The sequence below is a fragment of the Pseudomonas sp. p106 genome (assembly GCF_003936645.1).
Lineage (GTDB): Bacteria > Pseudomonadota > Gammaproteobacteria > Pseudomonadales > Pseudomonadaceae > Aquipseudomonas > Aquipseudomonas putida_E.
Window position 1 is genome coordinate 223589 of record NZ_RHQR01000007.1, and the last position, 18311, is coordinate 241899.

Sequence of the window (18311 nt, forward strand, 5' to 3'; positions counted from 1 at the left end):
CATCCTCAGCCTTTGTTGATACCTGTTCGCAATTTGCGCTGAAGCGGCCAATGCCATGATTAGACAACGCACCCTGAAGAATACCATCCGTGCCACAGGCGTCGGCCTGCACTCCGGGGAGAAGGTCTATCTGACCCTCAAGCCTGCGCCTGTCGATACCGGCATCGTCTTCCGTCGCGCCGACCTCGACCCTGTGGTCGAGATCCCGGCACGTGCGGCCAACGTCGGTGAGACCACCATGTCCACCACGCTGGTCAACGGTGACGTCAAGGTCGATACCGTCGAGCACCTGCTTTCCGCCATGGCGGGGTTGGGCATCGATAACGCCTACGTCGAGCTCTCCGCCTCGGAAGTTCCGATCATGGATGGCAGCGCCGGTCCCTTCGTATTCCTGATTCAGTCTGCCGGCCTGGAAGAGCAGGACGCAGCCAAGAAGTTCATCCGCATCCTGCGTGAAGTGACAGTGGAGGAGGGCGACAAGCGCGCTACCTTCCTGCCTTTCGAAGGCTTCAAGGTGAGCTTCGAGATCGACTTCGATCACCCGGTCCTCAAGGGCCAGACCCAGAGCGCCGTTGTCGACTTCTCCAGCACTTCGTTTGTCAAGGAAGTCAGTCGCGCCCGTACTTTCGGCTTCATGCGTGACATCGAGTACCTGCGCAAGCACAACCTTGCGCTGGGTGGCAGTGTCGAGAACGCCATCGTTGTCGATGAGACCGGTGTACTTAACGAAGACGGCCTTCGCTCCGAAGACGAGTTCGTCAAGCACAAGATCCTCGACGCCATCGGCGACCTTTACCTGCTGGGCAACAGCCTGATTGGCGAGTTCAAGGGCTACAAGTCCGGGCACGCGCTGAACAACCAGCTGCTGCGCAAGCTGATCAATGAAACCGATGCCTGGGAAGTGGTCACTTTCGAAGATGCCAGTACGGCACCGATCTCTTATATGCGCCCTGTTGCGGCCGTGTAAGTTCGAACACTCTCTCTAGTGATTAAGGCCACCTTCGGGTGGCCTTTTTTATGGGTTGTGCTCAGGCCTGCTGACTCAACCCTTGCCCTTGGCGTGACTGGCCAGGCGTTCCAGTGCTTCACGCAGTTTGGGGTCGGTGATGCCTTCGGCGGAACCCCGAATGCCTTCGGCGGCATTGGTCGACAGCTCGGTCATGTTACCGCCGCGCTTGGCCGGAACCAGCGGCGGCTGCACCTTGTAAAGGATGCGCTGAAGGTTGCCGAACGCTTCCAGCGCCTGCAGCTGACGCATCAGGCGCTTCTGCTGATAGCGCAGGCGGGTGGCCCAATGCCCGTCCGTGACCACCAGCAGCAGCGTGCCGTCGCGCCACGAAGCCACGTGGCAGTGCTCGCGGGCTGCCGGTTGCAACTGGCTTTCCAGCAGGCGCTGCAGGTGCGCCAGGCGTTCGGCCTGGTTCAGCAACAGGCGCAGCGGGCGCACCTGGCGCAGCAGTGCCGAAGGGGGCTGGGCGGGGGAGGGTTTGTAGGCCATGGGGGGTCGCATCAGGTTACAAGATTGGCAGTCTAACACCTCTATCGGCCCCACTGACGGCGCCAGCGCCATCGCACACAGACAGCATACGAGTCATTCTCGATACGTTTCATGATGCTCCGGGTTGAACTCAGCGAAAATGCCCTTATCTTAGAAACGCCCCCGCCAAAGCGCTGTGCCAGCATCGTGGAAATCCACCACTTTCCTCACCATCGTTTCCGGGTAGAATGCTCGTTCGCATGCGGCCCAAGGGCTGCACGGGCGACTCATGGGGCCGCCCTCCATCCCTACGTGTGGAAGATCCTGCCGATATGTTTGCGCCTTTGTTAAAGAAACTTTTTGGAAGCAAGAACGAGCGTGAAGTCAAACGCATGCTCAAGACGGTGAACATCGTCAATGCCTTCGAAGAGAAAATGGTCGCCCTCTCCGATGAGCAACTGCGCGCCAAAACCGCAGAGTTCAAGGAGCGTCTGGCCAAAGGCGAGACACTGGACCAACTGCTGCCTGAAGCCTTCGCCGTGGCCCGTGAAGCCGGCAAGCGGGTGATGGGCATGCGCCACTTCGATGTGCAGCTGATCGGCGGCATGACCCTGCACGAGGGCATGATCGCAGAAATGCGCACCGGTGAAGGCAAGACCTTGGTCGGTACCCTGGCCGTTTACCTCAACGCCCTTTCCGGCAAAGGGGTGCACGTGGTCACGGTCAACGACTACCTGGCCCGCCGCGACGCCAACTGGATGCGCCCTCTGTACGAATTCCTCGGTCTGTCCGTAGGCATCGTCTCGGCCTTCCAGCCACCAGAGGAAAAGCGCGCTGCGTATGCCTCCGATATCACCTACGGCACCAACAACGAGTTCGGTTTCGACTACCTGCGCGACAACATGGCTTTCAGCCTGGAAGAGAAATTCCAGCGTGAACTGAATTTCGCCGTGATCGACGAAGTCGACTCGATCCTCATCGACGAAGCCCGTACGCCGCTGATCATCTCCGGCCAGGCAGAAGACAGCTCCAAGCTGTACATCGAGATCAACCGCCTGATCCCGCGCCTGACCCAGCACATCGAAGAAGTCGAAGGCCAGGTCACCCAGGAAGGCCATTTCTCCATCGACGAGAAGAGCCGCCAGGTCGAGCTCAACGAAGCCGGTCACCAGTTCATCGAAGAGATGCTCACCCAGTCCGGCCTGCTGGCTGAGGGCGAGAGCCTCTACTCGTCGCACAACCTGGGCCTGCTGACCCATGTCTATGCCGGCCTGCGTGCGCACAAACTGTTCCACCGCAATGTCGAGTACATCGTTCAGGACGGTCAGGTCCTGCTGATCGACGAGCACACCGGCCGTACCATGCCTGGCCGTCGTCTGTCCGAAGGCCTGCACCAGGCCATCGAGGCGAAAGAGAACCTGAACATCCAGGCCGAGAGCCAGACCCTGGCTTCGACCACCTTCCAGAATTATTTCCGTCTGTACACCAAGCTGTCCGGCATGACCGGTACCGCCGACACCGAAGCGTTCGAGTTCCAGTCGATCTACGGCCTCAACGTGATGGTGATTCCGCCGAACAAGCCGCTGGCGCGTAAGGACTTCAACGACTTGGTGTACCTGACCGCGGACGAGAAGTACGCCGCGATCATTGCCGACATCAAGGAAAGCATGACCCAGGGCCGTCCGGTTCTGGTGGGTACTGCGACCATTGAAACCTCCGAGCACATGTCGAACCTGCTGAAGCAGGAAGGCATCGAGCACAAGGTCCTGAACGCCAAGTACCACGAAAAGGAAGCCGAGATCATCGCGCAAGCGGGGGCTCCGGGTGCACTGACCATCGCCACCAACATGGCCGGTCGTGGTACCGACATTCTTCTGGGCGGTAACTGGGAAGCCGAAGTGGCTGCCCTGGAGAACCCAAGCCCCGAGCAGATCGCCCAGATCAAGGCCGACTGGCAGAAGCGTCACCAGCAGGTGATCGAGTCCGGTGGCCTGCACGTGATCGCCTCCGAGCGCCACGAATCGCGCCGTATCGACAACCAGCTGCGTGGCCGTTCCGGCCGTCAGGGCGACCCGGGTTCAAGCCGTTTCTACCTGTCGCTGGAAGACAGCCTGATGCGTATCTTCGCCTCCGATCGGGTGAAGAACTTCATGAAAGCACTGGGCATGCAGTCCGGTGAGGCCATCGAACACCGCATGGTCACCAACGCCATCGAAAAGGCGCAGCGCAAGGTCGAAGGGCGCAACTTCGATATTCGTAAGCAACTGCTCGAATACGATGACGTGGCCAACGAACAGCGCAAGGTGATCTACCACATGCGCAACAGCCTGCTGGCTGCCGAAAACATCGGTGACACCATCGCCGAGTTCCGTCAGGAAGTGCTCGATGCCACCATCAGCCAGCACATCCCGCCGCAGTCGCTGCCCGAACAGTGGGACGTTGCCGGCCTGGAGGCTTCGCTGGCCAGCGACTTCGCCATCAAGCTGCCTATCCAGCAGTGGCTCGACGAGGACGATCACCTCTACGAGGAGACCCTGCGCGAGAAGCTGCTGAAGGAAATCACCGACGCCTACAACGAGAAGGAAGACCAGGCCGGCATCGACGCCCTGCGCACCTTCGAGAAGCAGATCCTGCTGCGCGTGCTGGACGACCTGTGGAAAGACCACCTGTCGACCATGGACCACCTGCGCCACGGCATTCACCTGCGTGGTTATGCGCAGAAGAACCCGAAGCAGGAGTACAAGCGCGAATCCTTCACCCTGTTCCAGGAATTGCTCGAGTCGATCAAGCGCGACACCATCCGCGTGCTGTCGCACGTTCAGGTACGCCGCGAAGACCCGGTCGAAGAAGAGGCCCGCCTGCGCCGCGAAGCCGAAGAACTGGCCAGCCGTATGCAGTTCCAGCACGCCCCTGCGCCAGGCCTTGAGAGCGAGCAACTGAGCGAAGAAGGTGCCGAAGTGGCAGTCGCCGTTGCCCCGGTGCGCAACGATCAGAAGCTGGGCCGCAACGAGCCGTGCTGGTGTGGTTCGGGCAAGAAGTTCAAGCATTGCCATGGTCAGATCGAGTGATCTGAACAGACGTTTGTAAAAGCCTGGGGCCGCATTGCGGCCCTTTCGCGACACAAGGCCGCTCTCACATATCGCGCTCGCCCACCGGTTGGCGCGGTCCCTGTAGGAGCGGCCTTGTGCCGCGAATGGGGCGCGAAGCGGCCCCGCTCTTTCCTCATCACTTCACCGTTTTTCTAGGAGCGCTCTAATGGCTGTTGGTCTTGGTCCTTTGCCCACCCTGCACCCGGTTCCGGGTTTTGAACTCGGCATCGCTTCTGCCGGCATCAAGCGCCCAGGGCGCAAGGATGTGGTGGTCATGCGCTGCGCCGAGGGCTCCAGCGTGGCAGGCGTGTTCACCCTCAACGCCTTTTGCGCAGCACCGGTGATCCTTGCCAAGCAACGCGTTCAGGGCACTGTGCGTTACTTGCTGACCAACACTGGCAACGCCAACGCGGGCACCGGCGCGCCGGGGCTGGCCGCCGCTGAGCGCACTTGCGCCAAGCTTGCGGAGCTGACCGGCGTGCCTGCCGAGTCGGTGTTGCCATTCTCCACCGGTGTGATCGGTGAGCCGCTGCCGGTCGAAAAGATCGAAGGTGCCCTGCAGGCCGCTTTGGACAACCTGTCGGAAAACAACTGGGCTGAAGCCGCCACCGGCATCATGACCACCGACACCCTGCCCAAGGGCGCCAGCCGCCAGTTCCAGCACGAAGGCGTGACCGTCACCGTTACCGGTATCAGCAAAGGCGCCGGCATGATCCGCCCGAACATGGCCACCATGCTCGGCTACATCGCTACCGACGCCAAAGTTGCCCCGGCCGTGCTCAAGGACCTGATGCTCGACGGCGCCAACAAGTCGTTCAACCGCATCACCATCGATGGCGACACCTCGACCAACGACTGCTGCATGCTGATCGCCACCGGCAAAGCGGGCCTGCCGGAAGTCACCGAGGCCAGCGGCGCGCTGTTCGAAGCGCTGAAGAAGGCGGTGTTCGAAGTGTGCATGGAAGTGGCCCAGGCCATCGTCCGTGACGGCGAAGGCGCTACCAAGTTCGTGACCGTGCAGGTCAATGGCGGTGGCAACCATCAGGAGTGCCTGGATGTCGGTTACGCTGTCGCTCACTCGCCGCTGATCAAGACCGCGCTGTTCGCCTCCGACCCGAACTGGGGCCGTATCCTTGCTGCCGTAGGGCGCGCTGGGGTGCCTGCGCTGGATGTAAGCCTGATCGACGTGTACCTCGACAATGTGTGTATCGCCAGCAAAGGCGGCCGCAGCCCGAGTTATACCGAAGAGCAGGGCTCGGCAGTGATGGCTCAGGAAGAGATCACCATCCGTATCGAGCTGGGCCGTGGCCAGTGCAGCGAAACCATCTGGACCACCGACCTGTCCCACGAATACGTGAAGATCAACGCCGAATACCGTACCTGATCCAATGGCCTGATCGCCGAAAAGCCTGCTCGCAGCCACCTGTGGAAGCCGGCTTGCCGGCGATGGGCTGCACAGCAGCCCCAAGGCCACCGACATTGCCACATCATCGGAGCCGACCCATGAGCTATCACCTGATCATCGGCGACAAGCTGTATTCTTCCTGGTCGCTACGCGGCGCCCTGGCCCTTGAGCTGGCCGGCGTTCCCTACGAAGAAACCCTGATCAAACTCAACCAGCCCGACACCCGTCAGCGCATTCTCGCGTTCTCCTCCACCGGCAAGGTGCCGCTGCTCAAGACCGAGCACGGGGTGATCGCCGACTCCCTGGCCATCGCTGAATACCTTAACGAGCGCCACCCCGAGGCCCACTTGTGGCCTGTCGATGTGGCAGCCCGTGCCCAGGCCCGTTCGGCCTGTGCGCAGATGCACAGCGGTTTCTTCGCCCTGCGTGGCGCCATGCCCTTCGATCTGTCCCGGGACGAAGCGCTGGAAAACATCCCGCTGGATGTGCAAGTGGATATCGACCGTATCGTCGCGCTGTGGTCCGAATGCCGCCTGGTGGCCAAGGACAGCGGCCCGTTCCTGTTCGGCAAGCCGACCCTGGCCGATGCCTTCTTCGCCCCGGTTGCCGTGCGCCTGCGTACTTACCGTGTAGAGGTGCCAGCGCAGGCTGCGAGCTATATCGAAACCATTTACCAATGGCCGGCCTTCAAGGCCTGGCAGCAAGCAGGCCTGGCGGAGCGTGAAGGGTGAAACGGATTCATGTAGCAGCAGCGGTGATTCGCGGTACAGACGGCCGCATCCTCATTGCCCGACGGGCCGACAGCCAGCATCAGGGTGGCCTGTGGGAATTCCCTGGCGGCAAGGTGGAGGAGGGCGAAAGCGTCGAAGCGGCGCTGGCTCGCGAGCTTCGCGAAGAGCTGGGTATCGAAGTGACCCGTTCACGGGCGCTTATCAAAGTCAGCCACGACTACCCGGACAAACAGGTGTTGCTCGATGTCCGTGAGGTCGAAGCGTTCACCGGTGAACCCCACGGGGCTGAAGGGCAGCCGCTGGCCTGGGTGTCGCCGAGGGAATTGCCACAGTATGAGTTCCCCGAGGCCAACAAGCCGATCGTGGCCGCCGCGCGCCTGCCCGATCAGTACTTGATCACCCCGGACGGCCTGGACGTGCCCGAGATGCTCAAGGGTATACAGAAGGCTGTTGCCGCCGGCATCCGCCTGATCCAGTTGCGTGCGCCGGACATGTACGACCCCAAGTACCGCGATGTGGCGGTGGATGCGGTGGGGCTATGTGCGGGCAAGGCACAGTTGATGCTCAAGGGGCCGCTGGAGTGGTTGGGCGACTTCCCCGCGGCAGGCTGGCACCTGACGGCTGCGCAACTGCGCAAATACGCCGCCAAGGGCCGACCTTTCCCTAAAGATCGTTGGCTGGCAGCGTCCTGTCACAGTGCTGAAGAGCTGGCACTGGCTGAGCAGATGGGTGTGGATTTCGTCACGCTCTCGCCAGTGCAGCTGACGCAGACGCATCCTGAGGCCTCGCCGCTGGGTTGGGATGAGGCTCAGCGCTTGATTGCCGGGTTCGGCAAGCCGGTGTTCCTGCTCGGTGGTGTTGGGCCAGGCGAGCGTGAGCGGGCCTGGCAAACCGGGGCGCAAGGTGTTGCCGGGATTCGGGCCTTTTGGCCTGAGGCCTGAGGCGGCCGTCGCAGGGGGCTGCCAGGCAGCCCCTTTGCGGTGTCAGCCTGCAGGCTTGTCCGCAGCCTGCCACAACACCTCGGCAACCCCCTGCCGCCGCCCGATGATCCGCGCCGCCACAAACAGCAGATCGGAAAGGCGATTGATATACGCCAGCCCCACGCCTTCCAGCGGCTCAACCGCATTCAGTTGCTGGCAGCGTCGTTCCGCACTGCGTGCCAGGCTTCGGCAGACGTGCGCCTGGGCGATCAGCGCCGATCCACTGGGCAGAATAAAGTTCGTCAACGGCCCCAGTTCCTCGTTCCACCCATCGATGGCAGCCTCAAGCCGTTCCACCTCGGCCTCGTTCAGTGCCTTGTAACTGGGCATCGCCAGCTCGCCGCCCAGGTCGAACAGGCGGTGCTGGCATGGCGCCAGAACCTCGCTGACCTCATCCAGACCTTGCTCTGCAAGGCCGGCCAGCAGCAGCCCAAGCTGGCTGTTAAGGCTGTCCACCTCGCCAATTGCCTCGATCCGCGGGTGGTCCTTGGGCACTCTGCGCCCATCGCCCAGGCCGGTTTCACCTGTGTCACCGGTGCGGGTGTAAATCTTCGACAGGCGATAGCCCATGTCATGTCTCCGTCTGGTTCGGGGCCGCTGCCGACGGCTGGCCGAGGGGCAGGCGCAGGGTGAAGCAGGTGCCCTGGCCGGGCGTGGACTGCACTTCCATCTGCCCCTTGTGGTTATTGGTGATGATGAAGTAGGAAACCGACAAACCGAGCCCGGTGCCCTGGCCGATTTCCTTGGTGGTGAAGAAGGGCTCGAAGGTGCGCTTGCGGACCGCTTCGGGCATGCCGACGCCGTTGTCCTCGACCTGGATCTCGGCCCACGGCGGGCTGAGCCGGGTACGCAAGGTGATCCTTCCTGGCTCGCTGGGCTGAGGCCGTTGGTGAATGGCCTGGGCGGCATTCTTCAGCAGGTTCAGCAGCACTTGCTCCAGCTCGTTGGCGGTGCACGGCACCGGCCCCAGGTTGGGGTCGAACTGGCGGACAATGGCCTGGCCCTTGAAATCGAAACCGATGGTCAGGTCGAAGTCGTTACCGGCGATTTCCACGGCCTGGTCGATCAATGCCGGCAGGTCGCAGGGCGCCAGTTGGCGGTTGCTACGGCGGCTGAAACTGAGCATATGAGTGACGATCTTGGCCGCCCGGGCACCGGCCTGCTGAATGCCATCGAGCAGTTGCGGTACCTCGCGGCTTTCCAGGTAGCGATTGACGCTGGGCAGGTCGATGCCCAGCTCGCTGGCTTGCTCCTGGTTGCGCGGCAGCTCCGGCGACAGTCGCCTGCGGATGTTCTGCACGTTGTGCAGGATCGCGCCCAGCGGGTTGTTGATTTCGTGTGCCATGCCGGCCGCCAGGCCACCGACCGAGAGCATCTTTTCCGATTGCACCATCATTTCCTCCAGCGACAGGCGCTGGGTGATGTCGTCGATGCGGATGACCACGCCGCGGCCGCCGCCACCCATCAGTGGATAGAAGGTCAGGGCGTAATGGCGCAGGTCGTCGCCTTTGGCCCAGGTGACCCGCTCGATCTTGGCGACACGGTGTTTTTCCACGGTTTCCTTGAGCTGCGGCAGGAACGGCTTGAGCGGCTCGAAAGCGATGAAGATCGGCTGGTTCAGCGCTTCGTCCAGCGGCGTGCCGGAGAGCACCGTGGCCTCGTGATTCCACTGGGTGACATAAAGCTGCTCGTCGAGGGCGATCAGCGCCGAGGGCATGGAGTCAATGATGCTGTTGAGATAGTTCTGAAAGCCCGTGAGCTTTTTCTCGATCTTGCTGCGCACCTGGACTTCCAGTTCCAGCTTGCGGTTGGTGTGGCGGGTTTCCTCGGCCAGGCCCTGGGCCTGATCGTAAGCGTCCTGGAATTCGTCGCGGGTGCGCTTGAGTTGCTGCTCGCGCGCCTCGATGCGCGAGAGCATGGTGTTGAAAGCGTCGGCGAGGCTGCCGATCTCATCGTCGTTGCCCCTTTTGGCACGCAGCGCGTAGCTTTCTTCACGGGTGACCTGGCGGCTGAGTTCTTCGAGCTGATTGATCGGCTGGGTGATCAGGCGTTTGATCTGCCGGGCGATGACCAGCCATAGCAGGATGCTGAACACCAGGATCGCCAGGCTGGCGCTCAGGGTGCCGGTGTAGAACGCGGTTGGCAGTTCGCTGCTGGCCACCAGCAGCAGGTGCGCGGGCGGGCTGGCATCACGGGGGATACGGATCAGTTGGGTGCTGCGAAATTCCATCAGGCGCCAGCCGTCGATGTTTCGATAGCGCTTGGGCAGGGCCAGCGGGTCGCCATGTTGCAATTGGGCCAGCATGCGACCATCGCCACCATAGACCGCCGCAGCGCGCAGCGGCGTATAGCTGTCCAGCTCTTTGAGCAGCGCCGTGGCAGTGTCCTGGGATTCGCCGGCGCGTGCTGCCAGCTGAGGGTTGGCGACCAGGCGGCCGATGGTCTGCAACGCTTGCGGCGCCATGCTTTCCTGGGTGATCCAGTAGGCGGCGCTGATGAACGTCAGGTTGGCCACCAGCAGGATGGTCACCAGCAGTACCAGCAGGGCGGCCAGCAGCTTCTGCCCGACCGGGAGGTTTTCCAGGCGTTGGCGCAAGGTCATGGGCTAGGCAATGTCCGTATCCGGTTGAAAGGGCGCGTCAGGCGCTTGGCAAGCCACGTGCACGCAGGTTATCGACCAGCCGCTGGTGCAGGCGTTCCAGCCCAGGCAGCACCATGCCATGGCGCGCGGCTGAGCGGCAGGCATGGCCAAGCAGGTAATGCACCTCGGTACGCCGGCCTGCGCGCACATCCTGATACATCGAAGAGTAGTTGGCTGACGTGGCGAGAATCACCCGTTGTACTTCTTCGCCCAGATTATCGGCAGCTTCGGGTTGACCGCAGCGGCCCAGCAGTTCGCCGAGTTCGGCGATCAACCCATCGACTTCGCTCAGGTGCCCCAGCAGCCCGCCGTTCTGGCAGTCATGCAGCACGGTCAGCGGATTGATCGCGCAATTGAGCGCGAGCTTGCGCCACAGGCGGGTAAGTATGTCGACGGTCCATTCAGCCGGGATACCGGCGTCATGGAGCTCGTCGAACCACTCTGGCGCCGCGGGGTTGGCCGGGTCGCCCAGCCAGTTGAAGCCGTGGCCGGCAAAGCGTACCCGCCAGTCGTCCTCGCGGAATGCGCCCTCGGTGCTGGAGGCGAAGATGCAGCGGGCCAGCGGTACCTGATCGGCGACTTCGTCCTGGCTGCCCAGCCCGTTCTGCAGCAGCACGATTTCCGCGCCAGCGGCCAGGCGCGGGGCCAGCCGTGCGATCGCAGGTGCTGCGTCGTAGGCCTTGCAAGCCACCAGCAGGCGGTGCACCGGCCCGTTGGTATCGGCTGTTTCGGCAGGGATCGCGTAATGATTGGCGTGGTCCTGTTCGACCAGCGTCAGGCCGCCAGCCTGTTCATAGGCCAGCAACCGCTGCCGATCGCGCAGAATCAGGCGCACCGCCTTGCCGGCACGTGCCAGCCGGCAAGCCCAGAGGGTGCCGAGGCTACCGGCGCCGAGAATATGCCAGGTGCTGCTCATCTGCGTTTCGCAACCCGTTATAATAAGCCCGCATTTTAACCTTCAAACCTCGACGCGCTCCATCTTCAGACCGAGCGCGCTTTTATTTTATGGAGAACAACCATGCCTTCGTTCGACGTGGTATCGGAACTGGACAAGCACGAAGTGCAGAACGCCGTCGAAAACGCCATCAAGGAGCTCGACCGTCGTTACGACCTCAAGGGCAAGGGCAGCTTCGAGTTCAAGGAAAAGGAACAGACCGTGCTGCTGACTGCCGAGGCTGAGTTCCAGCTCGAAGCGATGATCGAGATCCTGCGCCTGGCGCTGGTCAAGCGCAAGATCGACGTGAAATGCCTGGAAACCCAAGACGCCTACGCCTCGGGCAAGGAAATGAAGCAGGAGGCCAAGTTCCGCGAAGGCATCGACAAAGAGCTGGCCAAGAAGATCGTCGCCCACATCAAGGATGCCAAGCTCAAGGTCCAGGCTGCCATTCAGGGTGAGCAGGTGCGCGTGACCGGCAAGAAGCGTGATGACCTGCAAGAGGCCATTGCTGCCTTGCGTGCCAAAGAGTTCGACATGCCGCTGCAGTTCAACAACTTCCGCGACTGATCCTTGTTGCCAGGAACCCCGATGGCGCAATGATGTCCATGGGGGCCATGGCCGCTGAATTTTTCGCGGCCGGTTTTACCGTGTACTTGCCGTTCGGCATCAGGAGATGAACATGGATTTGAACGCTGAAGTCGATCAGCTGGTCCGCCAATCGCAGACCTGGATCCCTTTGATCATGGAGTACGGCAGCCGTGTGCTGCTGGCACTGCTGACCCTGGCGGTCGGCTGGTGGATCATCAACAAGGTCAGCGCCCGCCTGGGCAAACTGGTGGGTCTGCGTAACGCCGACCTGGCGCTGCAGGGCTTCATCAGCACCTTGGCCAACATCGTGCTGAAGGTGCTGCTGCTGGTCAGTGTGGCCTCGATGATCGGCATCGAAACCACCTCCTTCGTCGCTGCCATCGGTGCCGCCGGCCTGGCCATCGGCCTGGCCCTGCAGGGTAGCCTGGCGAACTTCGCCGGTGGCGTACTGATCCTGATGTTCCGCCCGTTCCGCATCGGCGACTGGATCGAGGCGCAGGGTGTGGCGGGAACAGTAGACAGCATTCAGATCTTCCACACTGTGCTGCGCACCGGTGACAACAAGACAGTGATCATGCCTAACGGCAGCCTGTCCAACGGCATCATCACCAATACCAACCGCCAGCCGACGCGCAAGGTGGTGTTCGACGTAGGTGTGGATTACGAGGCCGACCTACAGAAGGCCCGCAACGTACTGCTGGAGCTTGCGCAGGACCCTCGCGTGTTGCCCGACCCGGCGCCGCAGGCCGTGGTGGCGACCCTGGGTGACAGCTCTATCACCGTATCCTTGCGCCTGTGGACCAAGACCAGCGATTACTGGGATGTGATGTTCATGCTCAATGAACAGGCGCGTGATCGCTTGAAGGCCGAAGGAATCGATATCCCGTTCCCGCAGCGGGTGATTCGTGTGGTTCAGGAGCCTGCCGCGCAGTAACGCTGGGGTTGCAACATAGGGGCCGCTGTGCGGCCCAATCGCCGGCAAGCCGGCTCTAACAGGTATGCACTGCGCCTGATGCTTGCAGTGAGCCTGGAGGAGCCGGCTTGCCGGCGATTGGGGCGCGCAGCGGCCCCTTGTATTTACACTTGTTCACAGCCAAGCCGCGTCATTTCTGGCATATAGCCTGACCCCACCTGCCTCTGCACCGATACCCCACCATGAAACCATTGCTGTACATCACCCCTCTCAGAGCCCTGTTGTTCGGCCTGACCCTGGCCTTGTTCGAACTGCTGACCTACCTGGCCAGCGACGCCGTCATGCCAGCCATGCCGGTGGTGGTCGACCATCTGAACGCCAGCCCCGAATACATCCCTCACGCGTTGAACCTGTACCTGCTCGGTGGTGTGCTGCTGCAGTGGCTGATCGGCCCGCTGGCCGACCGTTATGGTCGTCGTCCACTGCTGCTGGCCGGTTGCGCGCTCTTTGGTGCGGCTTGCCTGGCCACCTTTTGGGTGCAGGACATTGGCCTTTTCAACCTGCTGCGGCTAGTGCAAGGCATCGGCCTGGGCTTTGTGGTGACGGTAAGCTACCCGGCCCTGAACGAAGCGTTCAGCGAGGCCGATGCGGTGCGGATGATGGCGTTGCTGGCCAATATTGCCTTGCTGTCGCCACTGCTCGGCCCGCTGGTGGGTACCCTGATGTTGCAATGGCTGGACTGGCGCTGGCTGTTCGTGGCGTTCGCCGTTGGCGCTGTGTTGGTGTGGGGGCTGCTGTACCGCTTGATGCCCGAGACCTTGGGCGTGGAGCGGCGCGACGGCTCACGCCTGGCGTTCACGCCGATCCACCTGCTGCCGCTACTGGCGGGCTATGGCCAGCTGCTGGCCAACCGGCGTTTCGTCGCCGGCAGCGCGGCGTTGGGCCTGGTGGGCCTGCCGCTGATCGGCTGGATCGGCCTGTCACCGGTATTGCTGATCCACGACGAGGGGCTCAGCACGATGGAATACGCCCTGTGGCAGTTGCCGGTATTCGGTGGGCTGATCCTGGGCAACCTGATCATCAACCGGATCGCTGACCGCTATCCGCTGCCGGCGCTGGTGCGCGGTGCGCTGTGGCCATACCTGGCAGGTTTGTGCCTGATGGTGCTTGCCACCTGGTACTGGCCCACCGTGACCAGCGTGGTGGCGGGCATGTCGCTGTATGCGCTGGGCCTGGGCGTGGCGAATGCGGTGCTGTACCGCATGACACTGTTCTCCAGCGATCAGAGCAAAGGCTTGGTGTCTGCGATGCTGGGGATGATCACCATCGCCTTGCTGGGCTTGGGCGGGGCGCTGATGGCGATGATCGGGGCGGGGGCGAGCTTGATGCACTTTGCCTTGGCGGCAGGTGTAGCGGGGGCGCTGGCGCTCTGGCCGTTGTGGTTTGTGGTCGGTGGCCGGCCTGATGAGGGTGCTGTCGCTCAGTAGCGATTGCCTGGCCCCATCGCCGGCATGCCTGCGATGGGGCGGGTACAGGCCGCGAGTCTCCCTCAGGGCTGCTCGGTTGCCGAGTTCTCCACCGGTGCCTGTTTCCCGCGGCCCGCTTCCTGTCGCCATTGCAAGGCGATCAGGATCAAGGTCGGTACACCCAGCAGGGCGGTGATCAGGAAGAAGTCGTGATAACCGAACTTCTCGACAATCACCCCCGAATAGCCGCCGATCAGGCGTGGCAACAGCAGCATGATCGAGCTGAGCAGGGCATATTGCGTGGCCGAGAACTTCAGGTTGGTCAGGCTCGACAGGTAGGCGACGAATGCCGATGTCGCCAGGCCCGAGCTGAAGTTGTCCAGCGAAATGGTGACCACCAGCATCTGAAGATTTGGCCCCATGTCGGCCAGCATCAGGAACAGGATGTTGGTACCCGCCGAGGCTGCACCGCCAATGAACAGGATCGGCAGTATGCCGAAGCGCACGATCAGCAGCCCACCTGCACCTGCGCCCACCAAGGTCATGATCAGGCCGAAGATCTTGCTGACGCTGGCAATCTGGTCCTTGGTGAAGCCCATGTCGATGTAGAACACGTTCGCCATGACGCCCATCACCGTGTCCGACATCCGATAGGTGGCGATCAGGCCCAGCAGCAGCAGGGCCTGCCAGCGATAGCGGGTGATGAAGTCGTTGACTGGCGTCAGCACTGGCGCCAGGCCGCGACGGCCCATGCTCGACAGGCACGCCCAACTCAGCAGCACATAAAGGATAAGACGCAAGAAGGCGCGGTCTTCGAGCAGCAGGTCCAGTGGTGTGGCATCGCCGAAGATGACGCTGGCCCAGTCGGTGTTAAACAGCTGGGTGAAGCTAGCCGGTACCGACACCAGCAGGATGATCAGCACAAACACCGAGGCCAACTGGTGAATAAGCCCATAGCGCGCTGCCGACAACTGGGTGCGCAATGGTACGGGAGGTTCGCGCATCACCAGCGTGGTGAACAGCGCAGGCAGCATCATCACGCCGAACAGTACGTAAGTGCCGGCCCAGGCCTTGTGCAGGTAGCTGAAACCGGTGGAGCCGAACCATTCGGCAAAGAACAGGGCGCCAGCAGTGGCGAGCAGCGCAGCGATCCGGTAACCGGCCATGTAGCTTGCGGCCAGGGCGGCCTGGCGTTGATCGTCGGCAATCTCCAGGCGATAGGCATCGACAGCGATGTCCTGGGTGGCAGACGCGAACGCGACCAGCACGGCCAAAGCGATGAGCCACGACAGATGTTGCTGAGGGTCACACAGGCTCATGCCCACCAGGCCGATCACCACCAGTGCCTGTGACAGCAACAGCCACGAGCGCCGGCGACCCAGCCCACCCAGCAGCGGCAACCGCCATTGATCGAGCAGCGGCGACCATACCCATTTGAAGGCATAGGCCAGGCCGATCAGGCTGGCATAGCCAATGGTTTCGCGCGCCACGCCAGCTTCGCGCAGCCACACCGACAGGGTCGAAAACACCAGCATGTAGGGCAGACCGGCAGCAAAGCCGAGCAGCAGAAGCACCAGGGTTGACGGGCTGGCATAGGCAGCGAGCGCAGCGCGCCAGGTTTTACGGGGCATGGGCCAACATCTGCCTCAAGTTTGCGAAAACAAAACGCGCACTCTAACCGCTGTGCTCCATTGGGCGCCAGCCATGGCGCATCATATCCACACGATTATTGGCTACATTCACGCCCTCCGCACGCAGCCGCGCCCTTTGTTCATCTCCCGAGGGAGTCCCCAGCGCCAGGCTCAGACGACCGCCGGCACCCAGTACACGGTGCCACGGCAGACGGGTGTCCGCAGGAAGCTGGCCGAGGGCCTTTCCAACCCAACGCGCCGCTCGGCCAAGGCCCGCCAATTCGGCGAGCTGGCCGTAGCTGACCACCTTGCCTGCTGGCACCTGGCCCAACACTGAATAAAGCGCCGTTCGTCGGGCCTCGGGCGTCTGCAGCGCGTACTCATGTGCCTCAGACATCCCGGCAGCCCTGGCCTGAAGTGAAACCGGACCAGTGGTCACGGCAAATGCGTATTGAACTCAACGCCATAGTGGTGGGTCTTTCCTTGCTCTGGTCGTCCGCATCCGGATAATGCCCGGCTCATTCGTCTAATCGAACCTGTATTTCGCTTATGCATTCTAGATCCTTGCTGTGCCTGTTGACCGCTTCCCTGTGCGCTGCTCCTGCGTTCGCCGACACCGTGTGGATGAAGAACGGTGACCGCTTGAGCGGCAAGATTCGGGTCTTCGATGGTGGCAAGCTGCTGCTGGAAACCCCATACGGTGGTTCTATTTCGCTGGACTGGAAGCAGGTCCAGACCCTGGAGAGCGACCAGGAGCTGCTGGTCAAGCAGGACGCCTACAACGGCGAGCGGGCCAAGTCGTTGAAGGCCGCCGAGCCTGGCAAGGTGACCCTGGCCAACGGTGAGACGCCCAAGACTGTAGAGCTTGCCAGCATCGAGCAGATCATGAAGCCCAAGCCTGTGGTCGAGGACCTGGTCTGGAAAGGCAATATCGATGCCGCGCTGGACTACCAGCGTGCCGAGAACGATACCGACGACTATGACATCGGTTTCAAGACCACGGCCCGTCATGGCCGTTGGCGGCACAACGCCGAAGGCGAGTACAACCGCGAGACCAAGGACGACGTCACCACGACCAACAACTGGAGCGCAGAGTATGCGCTCGATCGCTTCATCACCGAGAAATGGTTCTGGCAGGGGCGTCTTGAGTACAAGCGGGATCACATCGAGGATCTGGCGCGTCAGCGCACCGTGGGTACCGGCCCCGGTTACCAGTTCTGGGATGACGAACTGGGTGCGTTCTCGCTCGGTTCACTGATCAACCGCACCGACTTCGAGTATCAGAATGGCGGCAAGGACAACTTCTATTCGGCGGCGGTGAAGTGGGACTACACCCGTTACCTGATCGGCAAGAATGTCCAGCTGTTCACCAACGGTGAGTTCGCCAAGCCGCTGGGGGGCGTTGCCGACTATTCGCTGGATGCCGAGGTGGGGCTGCGCTACAAAGTGACCGAATGGGCCTCGCTCAATCTCAAGGCAGAAAAAGACATCATCACCGGCACGCGTGAGAGTGACCTGGACAAGACGCGCTATACCGCAGGCTTTGGCGTGACCTGGTAGGGGTCAGCTTCAAGCTGCAAGCTAAAAGCGAGTGGCATGGCGCCTCGCTCCTGCTTTTTCTTGCAGCTTGCAGCTTGAAGCTTGAAGCTTACAGGTAGCTTGCAACCCAATAGCCACCTGTCGAGGAGTCAGACGTGAGTCAGAAGGCCATCCGCCCCGCCCGGGAACTGCTGCTCAAGGAGTACCGCGGTGTACTCTCGACCCATTCCAAGTCCATGCCTGGCTTCCCTTTCGGTTCTGTGGTGCCTTACTGCCTGGATGCCGAGGGCAACCCGCTGATCCTCATCAGCCGCATCGCCCAGCACACCCACAACCTGCAGAAAGACCCCAAGTGCTCCTTGCTGGTGGGGGAGCGGGAAGCCGAGGACGTGCAGGCCGTTGGCCGCCTGACGATCATGGCCGAGGCGCACAAGCTGGTCAATGAGGCTGCCGTCGACGCCGCTGCCGAGCGCTATTACCGTTACTTTCCCGATGCCGCCAACTATCACAAGGCGCACGATTTCGACTTCTGGGTGCTGCAGCCGGTGCGCCATCGTTACATAGGTGGCTTCGGGGCGATCCACTGGCTCGATCAGGTGACGTTGGCCAACCCCTTCGCCGGCAAGGCGGAGGCCAGCATGATCGAGCACATGAACAGCGATCATGCCAACGCCATCGCCCACTACGTCGAATTGAGCGACCTGCCGCGTAGCGCGCCAGCGCAGATGGTCGGCATCGACAGCGAAGGCATGCACCTGCGCATAGGCCAAGGTATCCATTGGCTGGCTTTCCCAAGCAATTGCAATACGCCGACACAAGTTCGCGAGGCCTTGGTTTTACTGGCGCGCGCCGACCAATGGCCGGCCGCGACAGAAGTCGAAGCTTGAAAAACCGAGCGCACGCATCCATCTGAT

Annotated in this window: 16 protein-coding genes; 10 read left to right on the forward strand and 6 right to left on the reverse strand. The window is 62.0% G+C overall.

Going from position 1 to position 18311, the window contains the following annotated elements:
• The first annotated feature begins 55 nt into the window (after positions 1–55).
• Positions 56–967 (forward strand): UDP-3-O-acyl-N-acetylglucosamine deacetylase, encoded by a 912-nt coding sequence (lpxC, locus tag EGJ09_RS11750; RefSeq protein WP_039603495.1) that lies wholly within the window; start codon positions 56–58, stop codon positions 965–967.
• A gap of 75 nt (positions 968–1042) precedes the next feature.
• Here the strand turns inward: lpxC and EGJ09_RS11755 are convergent, their stop codons facing one another.
• Positions 1043–1498, reverse strand: coding sequence for a DUF721 domain-containing protein (locus EGJ09_RS11755; protein WP_115273642.1), 456 nt, complete (start codon positions 1496–1498; stop codon positions 1043–1045).
• A 311-nt stretch (positions 1499–1809) separates the two neighbouring features.
• On the opposite strand from EGJ09_RS11755, the gene secA reads away from it, so the two are divergent.
• The 4 genes from secA to EGJ09_RS11775 all read left to right on the forward strand — a co-directional run bounded on the left by secA (position 1810) and on the right by EGJ09_RS11775 (position 7643).
• Positions 1810–4545: a preprotein translocase subunit SecA gene (secA, locus tag EGJ09_RS11760; protein WP_046784858.1), complete on the forward strand. Its 2736-nt coding sequence runs from the start codon at positions 1810–1812 to the stop codon at positions 4543–4545.
• 187 nt (positions 4546–4732) lie between these two features.
• Positions 4733–5950: a bifunctional glutamate N-acetyltransferase/amino-acid acetyltransferase ArgJ gene (gene argJ, locus EGJ09_RS11765; protein WP_125923880.1), complete on the forward strand. Its 1218-nt coding sequence runs from the start codon at positions 4733–4735 to the stop codon at positions 5948–5950.
• A gap of 119 nt (positions 5951–6069) precedes the next feature.
• On the forward strand, positions 6070–6702 hold the full coding sequence (locus tag EGJ09_RS11770) for a glutathione S-transferase family protein (RefSeq protein ID WP_046784860.1): 633 nt from the start codon (positions 6070–6072) through the stop codon (positions 6700–6702).
• Positions 6699–7643 carry a Nudix family hydrolase gene (locus tag EGJ09_RS11775; protein ID WP_125923881.1) on the forward strand — a complete coding sequence of 315 codons (945 nt, stop codon included), beginning with the start codon at positions 6699–6701 and terminating at the stop codon, positions 7641–7643. Before EGJ09_RS11770 ends, EGJ09_RS11775 begins: the two co-directional genes overlap by 4 nt.
• A gap of 42 nt (positions 7644–7685) precedes the next feature.
• On the opposite strand, the gene EGJ09_RS11780 is transcribed toward EGJ09_RS11775, so the two are convergent.
• From EGJ09_RS11780 to EGJ09_RS11790, 3 genes are read right to left on the reverse strand one after another with little or no spacing between them, the layout of a single operon-like run.
• The gene (locus EGJ09_RS11780) at positions 7686–8252 is read right to left on the reverse strand and encodes a cob(I)yrinic acid a,c-diamide adenosyltransferase (protein WP_115273646.1); all 567 of its coding nucleotides are present in this window, start codon (positions 8250–8252) and stop codon (positions 7686–7688) included.
• A gap of 1 nt (position 8253) precedes the next feature.
• The gene (locus EGJ09_RS11785; RefSeq protein ID WP_115273647.1) at positions 8254–10284 is read right to left on the reverse strand and encodes an ATP-binding protein; all 2031 of its coding nucleotides are present in this window, start codon (positions 10282–10284) and stop codon (positions 8254–8256) included.
• 37 nt (positions 10285–10321) lie between these two features.
• Entirely contained in the window at positions 10322–11239 is a 918-nt protein-coding gene (locus tag EGJ09_RS11790; protein WP_125923882.1) for a putative 2-dehydropantoate 2-reductase, read from the reverse strand.
• A 102-nt stretch (positions 11240–11341) separates the two neighbouring features.
• On the opposite strand from EGJ09_RS11790, the gene EGJ09_RS11795 reads away from it, so the two are divergent.
• The 3 genes from EGJ09_RS11795 to EGJ09_RS11805 all read left to right on the forward strand — a co-directional run bounded on the left by EGJ09_RS11795 (position 11342) and on the right by EGJ09_RS11805 (position 14248).
• Positions 11342–11827 (forward strand): YajQ family cyclic di-GMP-binding protein, encoded by a 486-nt coding sequence (locus tag EGJ09_RS11795; protein WP_046784865.1) that lies wholly within the window; start codon positions 11342–11344, stop codon positions 11825–11827.
• A 112-nt stretch (positions 11828–11939) separates the two neighbouring features.
• Complete coding sequence (locus EGJ09_RS11800; RefSeq protein ID WP_125923883.1) at positions 11940–12782, forward strand: mechanosensitive ion channel family protein; 843 nt, start codon at positions 11940–11942, stop codon at positions 12780–12782.
• A 221-nt stretch (positions 12783–13003) separates the two neighbouring features.
• On the forward strand, positions 13004–14248 hold the full coding sequence (locus EGJ09_RS11805) for an MFS transporter (protein ID WP_125923884.1): 1245 nt from the start codon (positions 13004–13006) through the stop codon (positions 14246–14248).
• A gap of 62 nt (positions 14249–14310) precedes the next feature.
• Here the strand turns inward: EGJ09_RS11805 and EGJ09_RS11810 are convergent, their stop codons facing one another.
• Positions 14311–15858 carry an AmpG family muropeptide MFS transporter gene (locus tag EGJ09_RS11810; protein WP_039603670.1) on the reverse strand — a complete coding sequence of 516 codons (1548 nt, stop codon included), beginning with the start codon at positions 15856–15858 and terminating at the stop codon, positions 14311–14313.
• A 43-nt stretch (positions 15859–15901) separates the two neighbouring features.
• A complete protein-coding gene (locus tag EGJ09_RS11815; protein WP_125923885.1) occupies positions 15902–16255 on the reverse strand; it encodes an MGMT family protein in 354 nt (117 codons plus the stop codon).
• Between the two features lie 152 nt (positions 16256–16407).
• Here EGJ09_RS11815 and EGJ09_RS11820 point away from each other — a divergent pair, with 152 nt between their 5' ends.
• Together EGJ09_RS11820 and EGJ09_RS11825 are read left to right on the forward strand one after the other, a co-directional pair.
• Positions 16408–17418: a DUF481 domain-containing protein gene (locus EGJ09_RS11820; RefSeq protein ID WP_046784869.1), complete on the forward strand. Its 1011-nt coding sequence runs from the start codon at positions 16408–16410 to the stop codon at positions 17416–17418.
• 134 nt (positions 17419–17552) lie between these two features.
• Positions 17553–18284, forward strand: coding sequence for a HugZ family protein (locus tag EGJ09_RS11825; protein WP_125923886.1), 732 nt, complete (start codon positions 17553–17555; stop codon positions 18282–18284).
• The last annotated feature ends 27 nt before the right edge of the window (positions 18285–18311 follow it).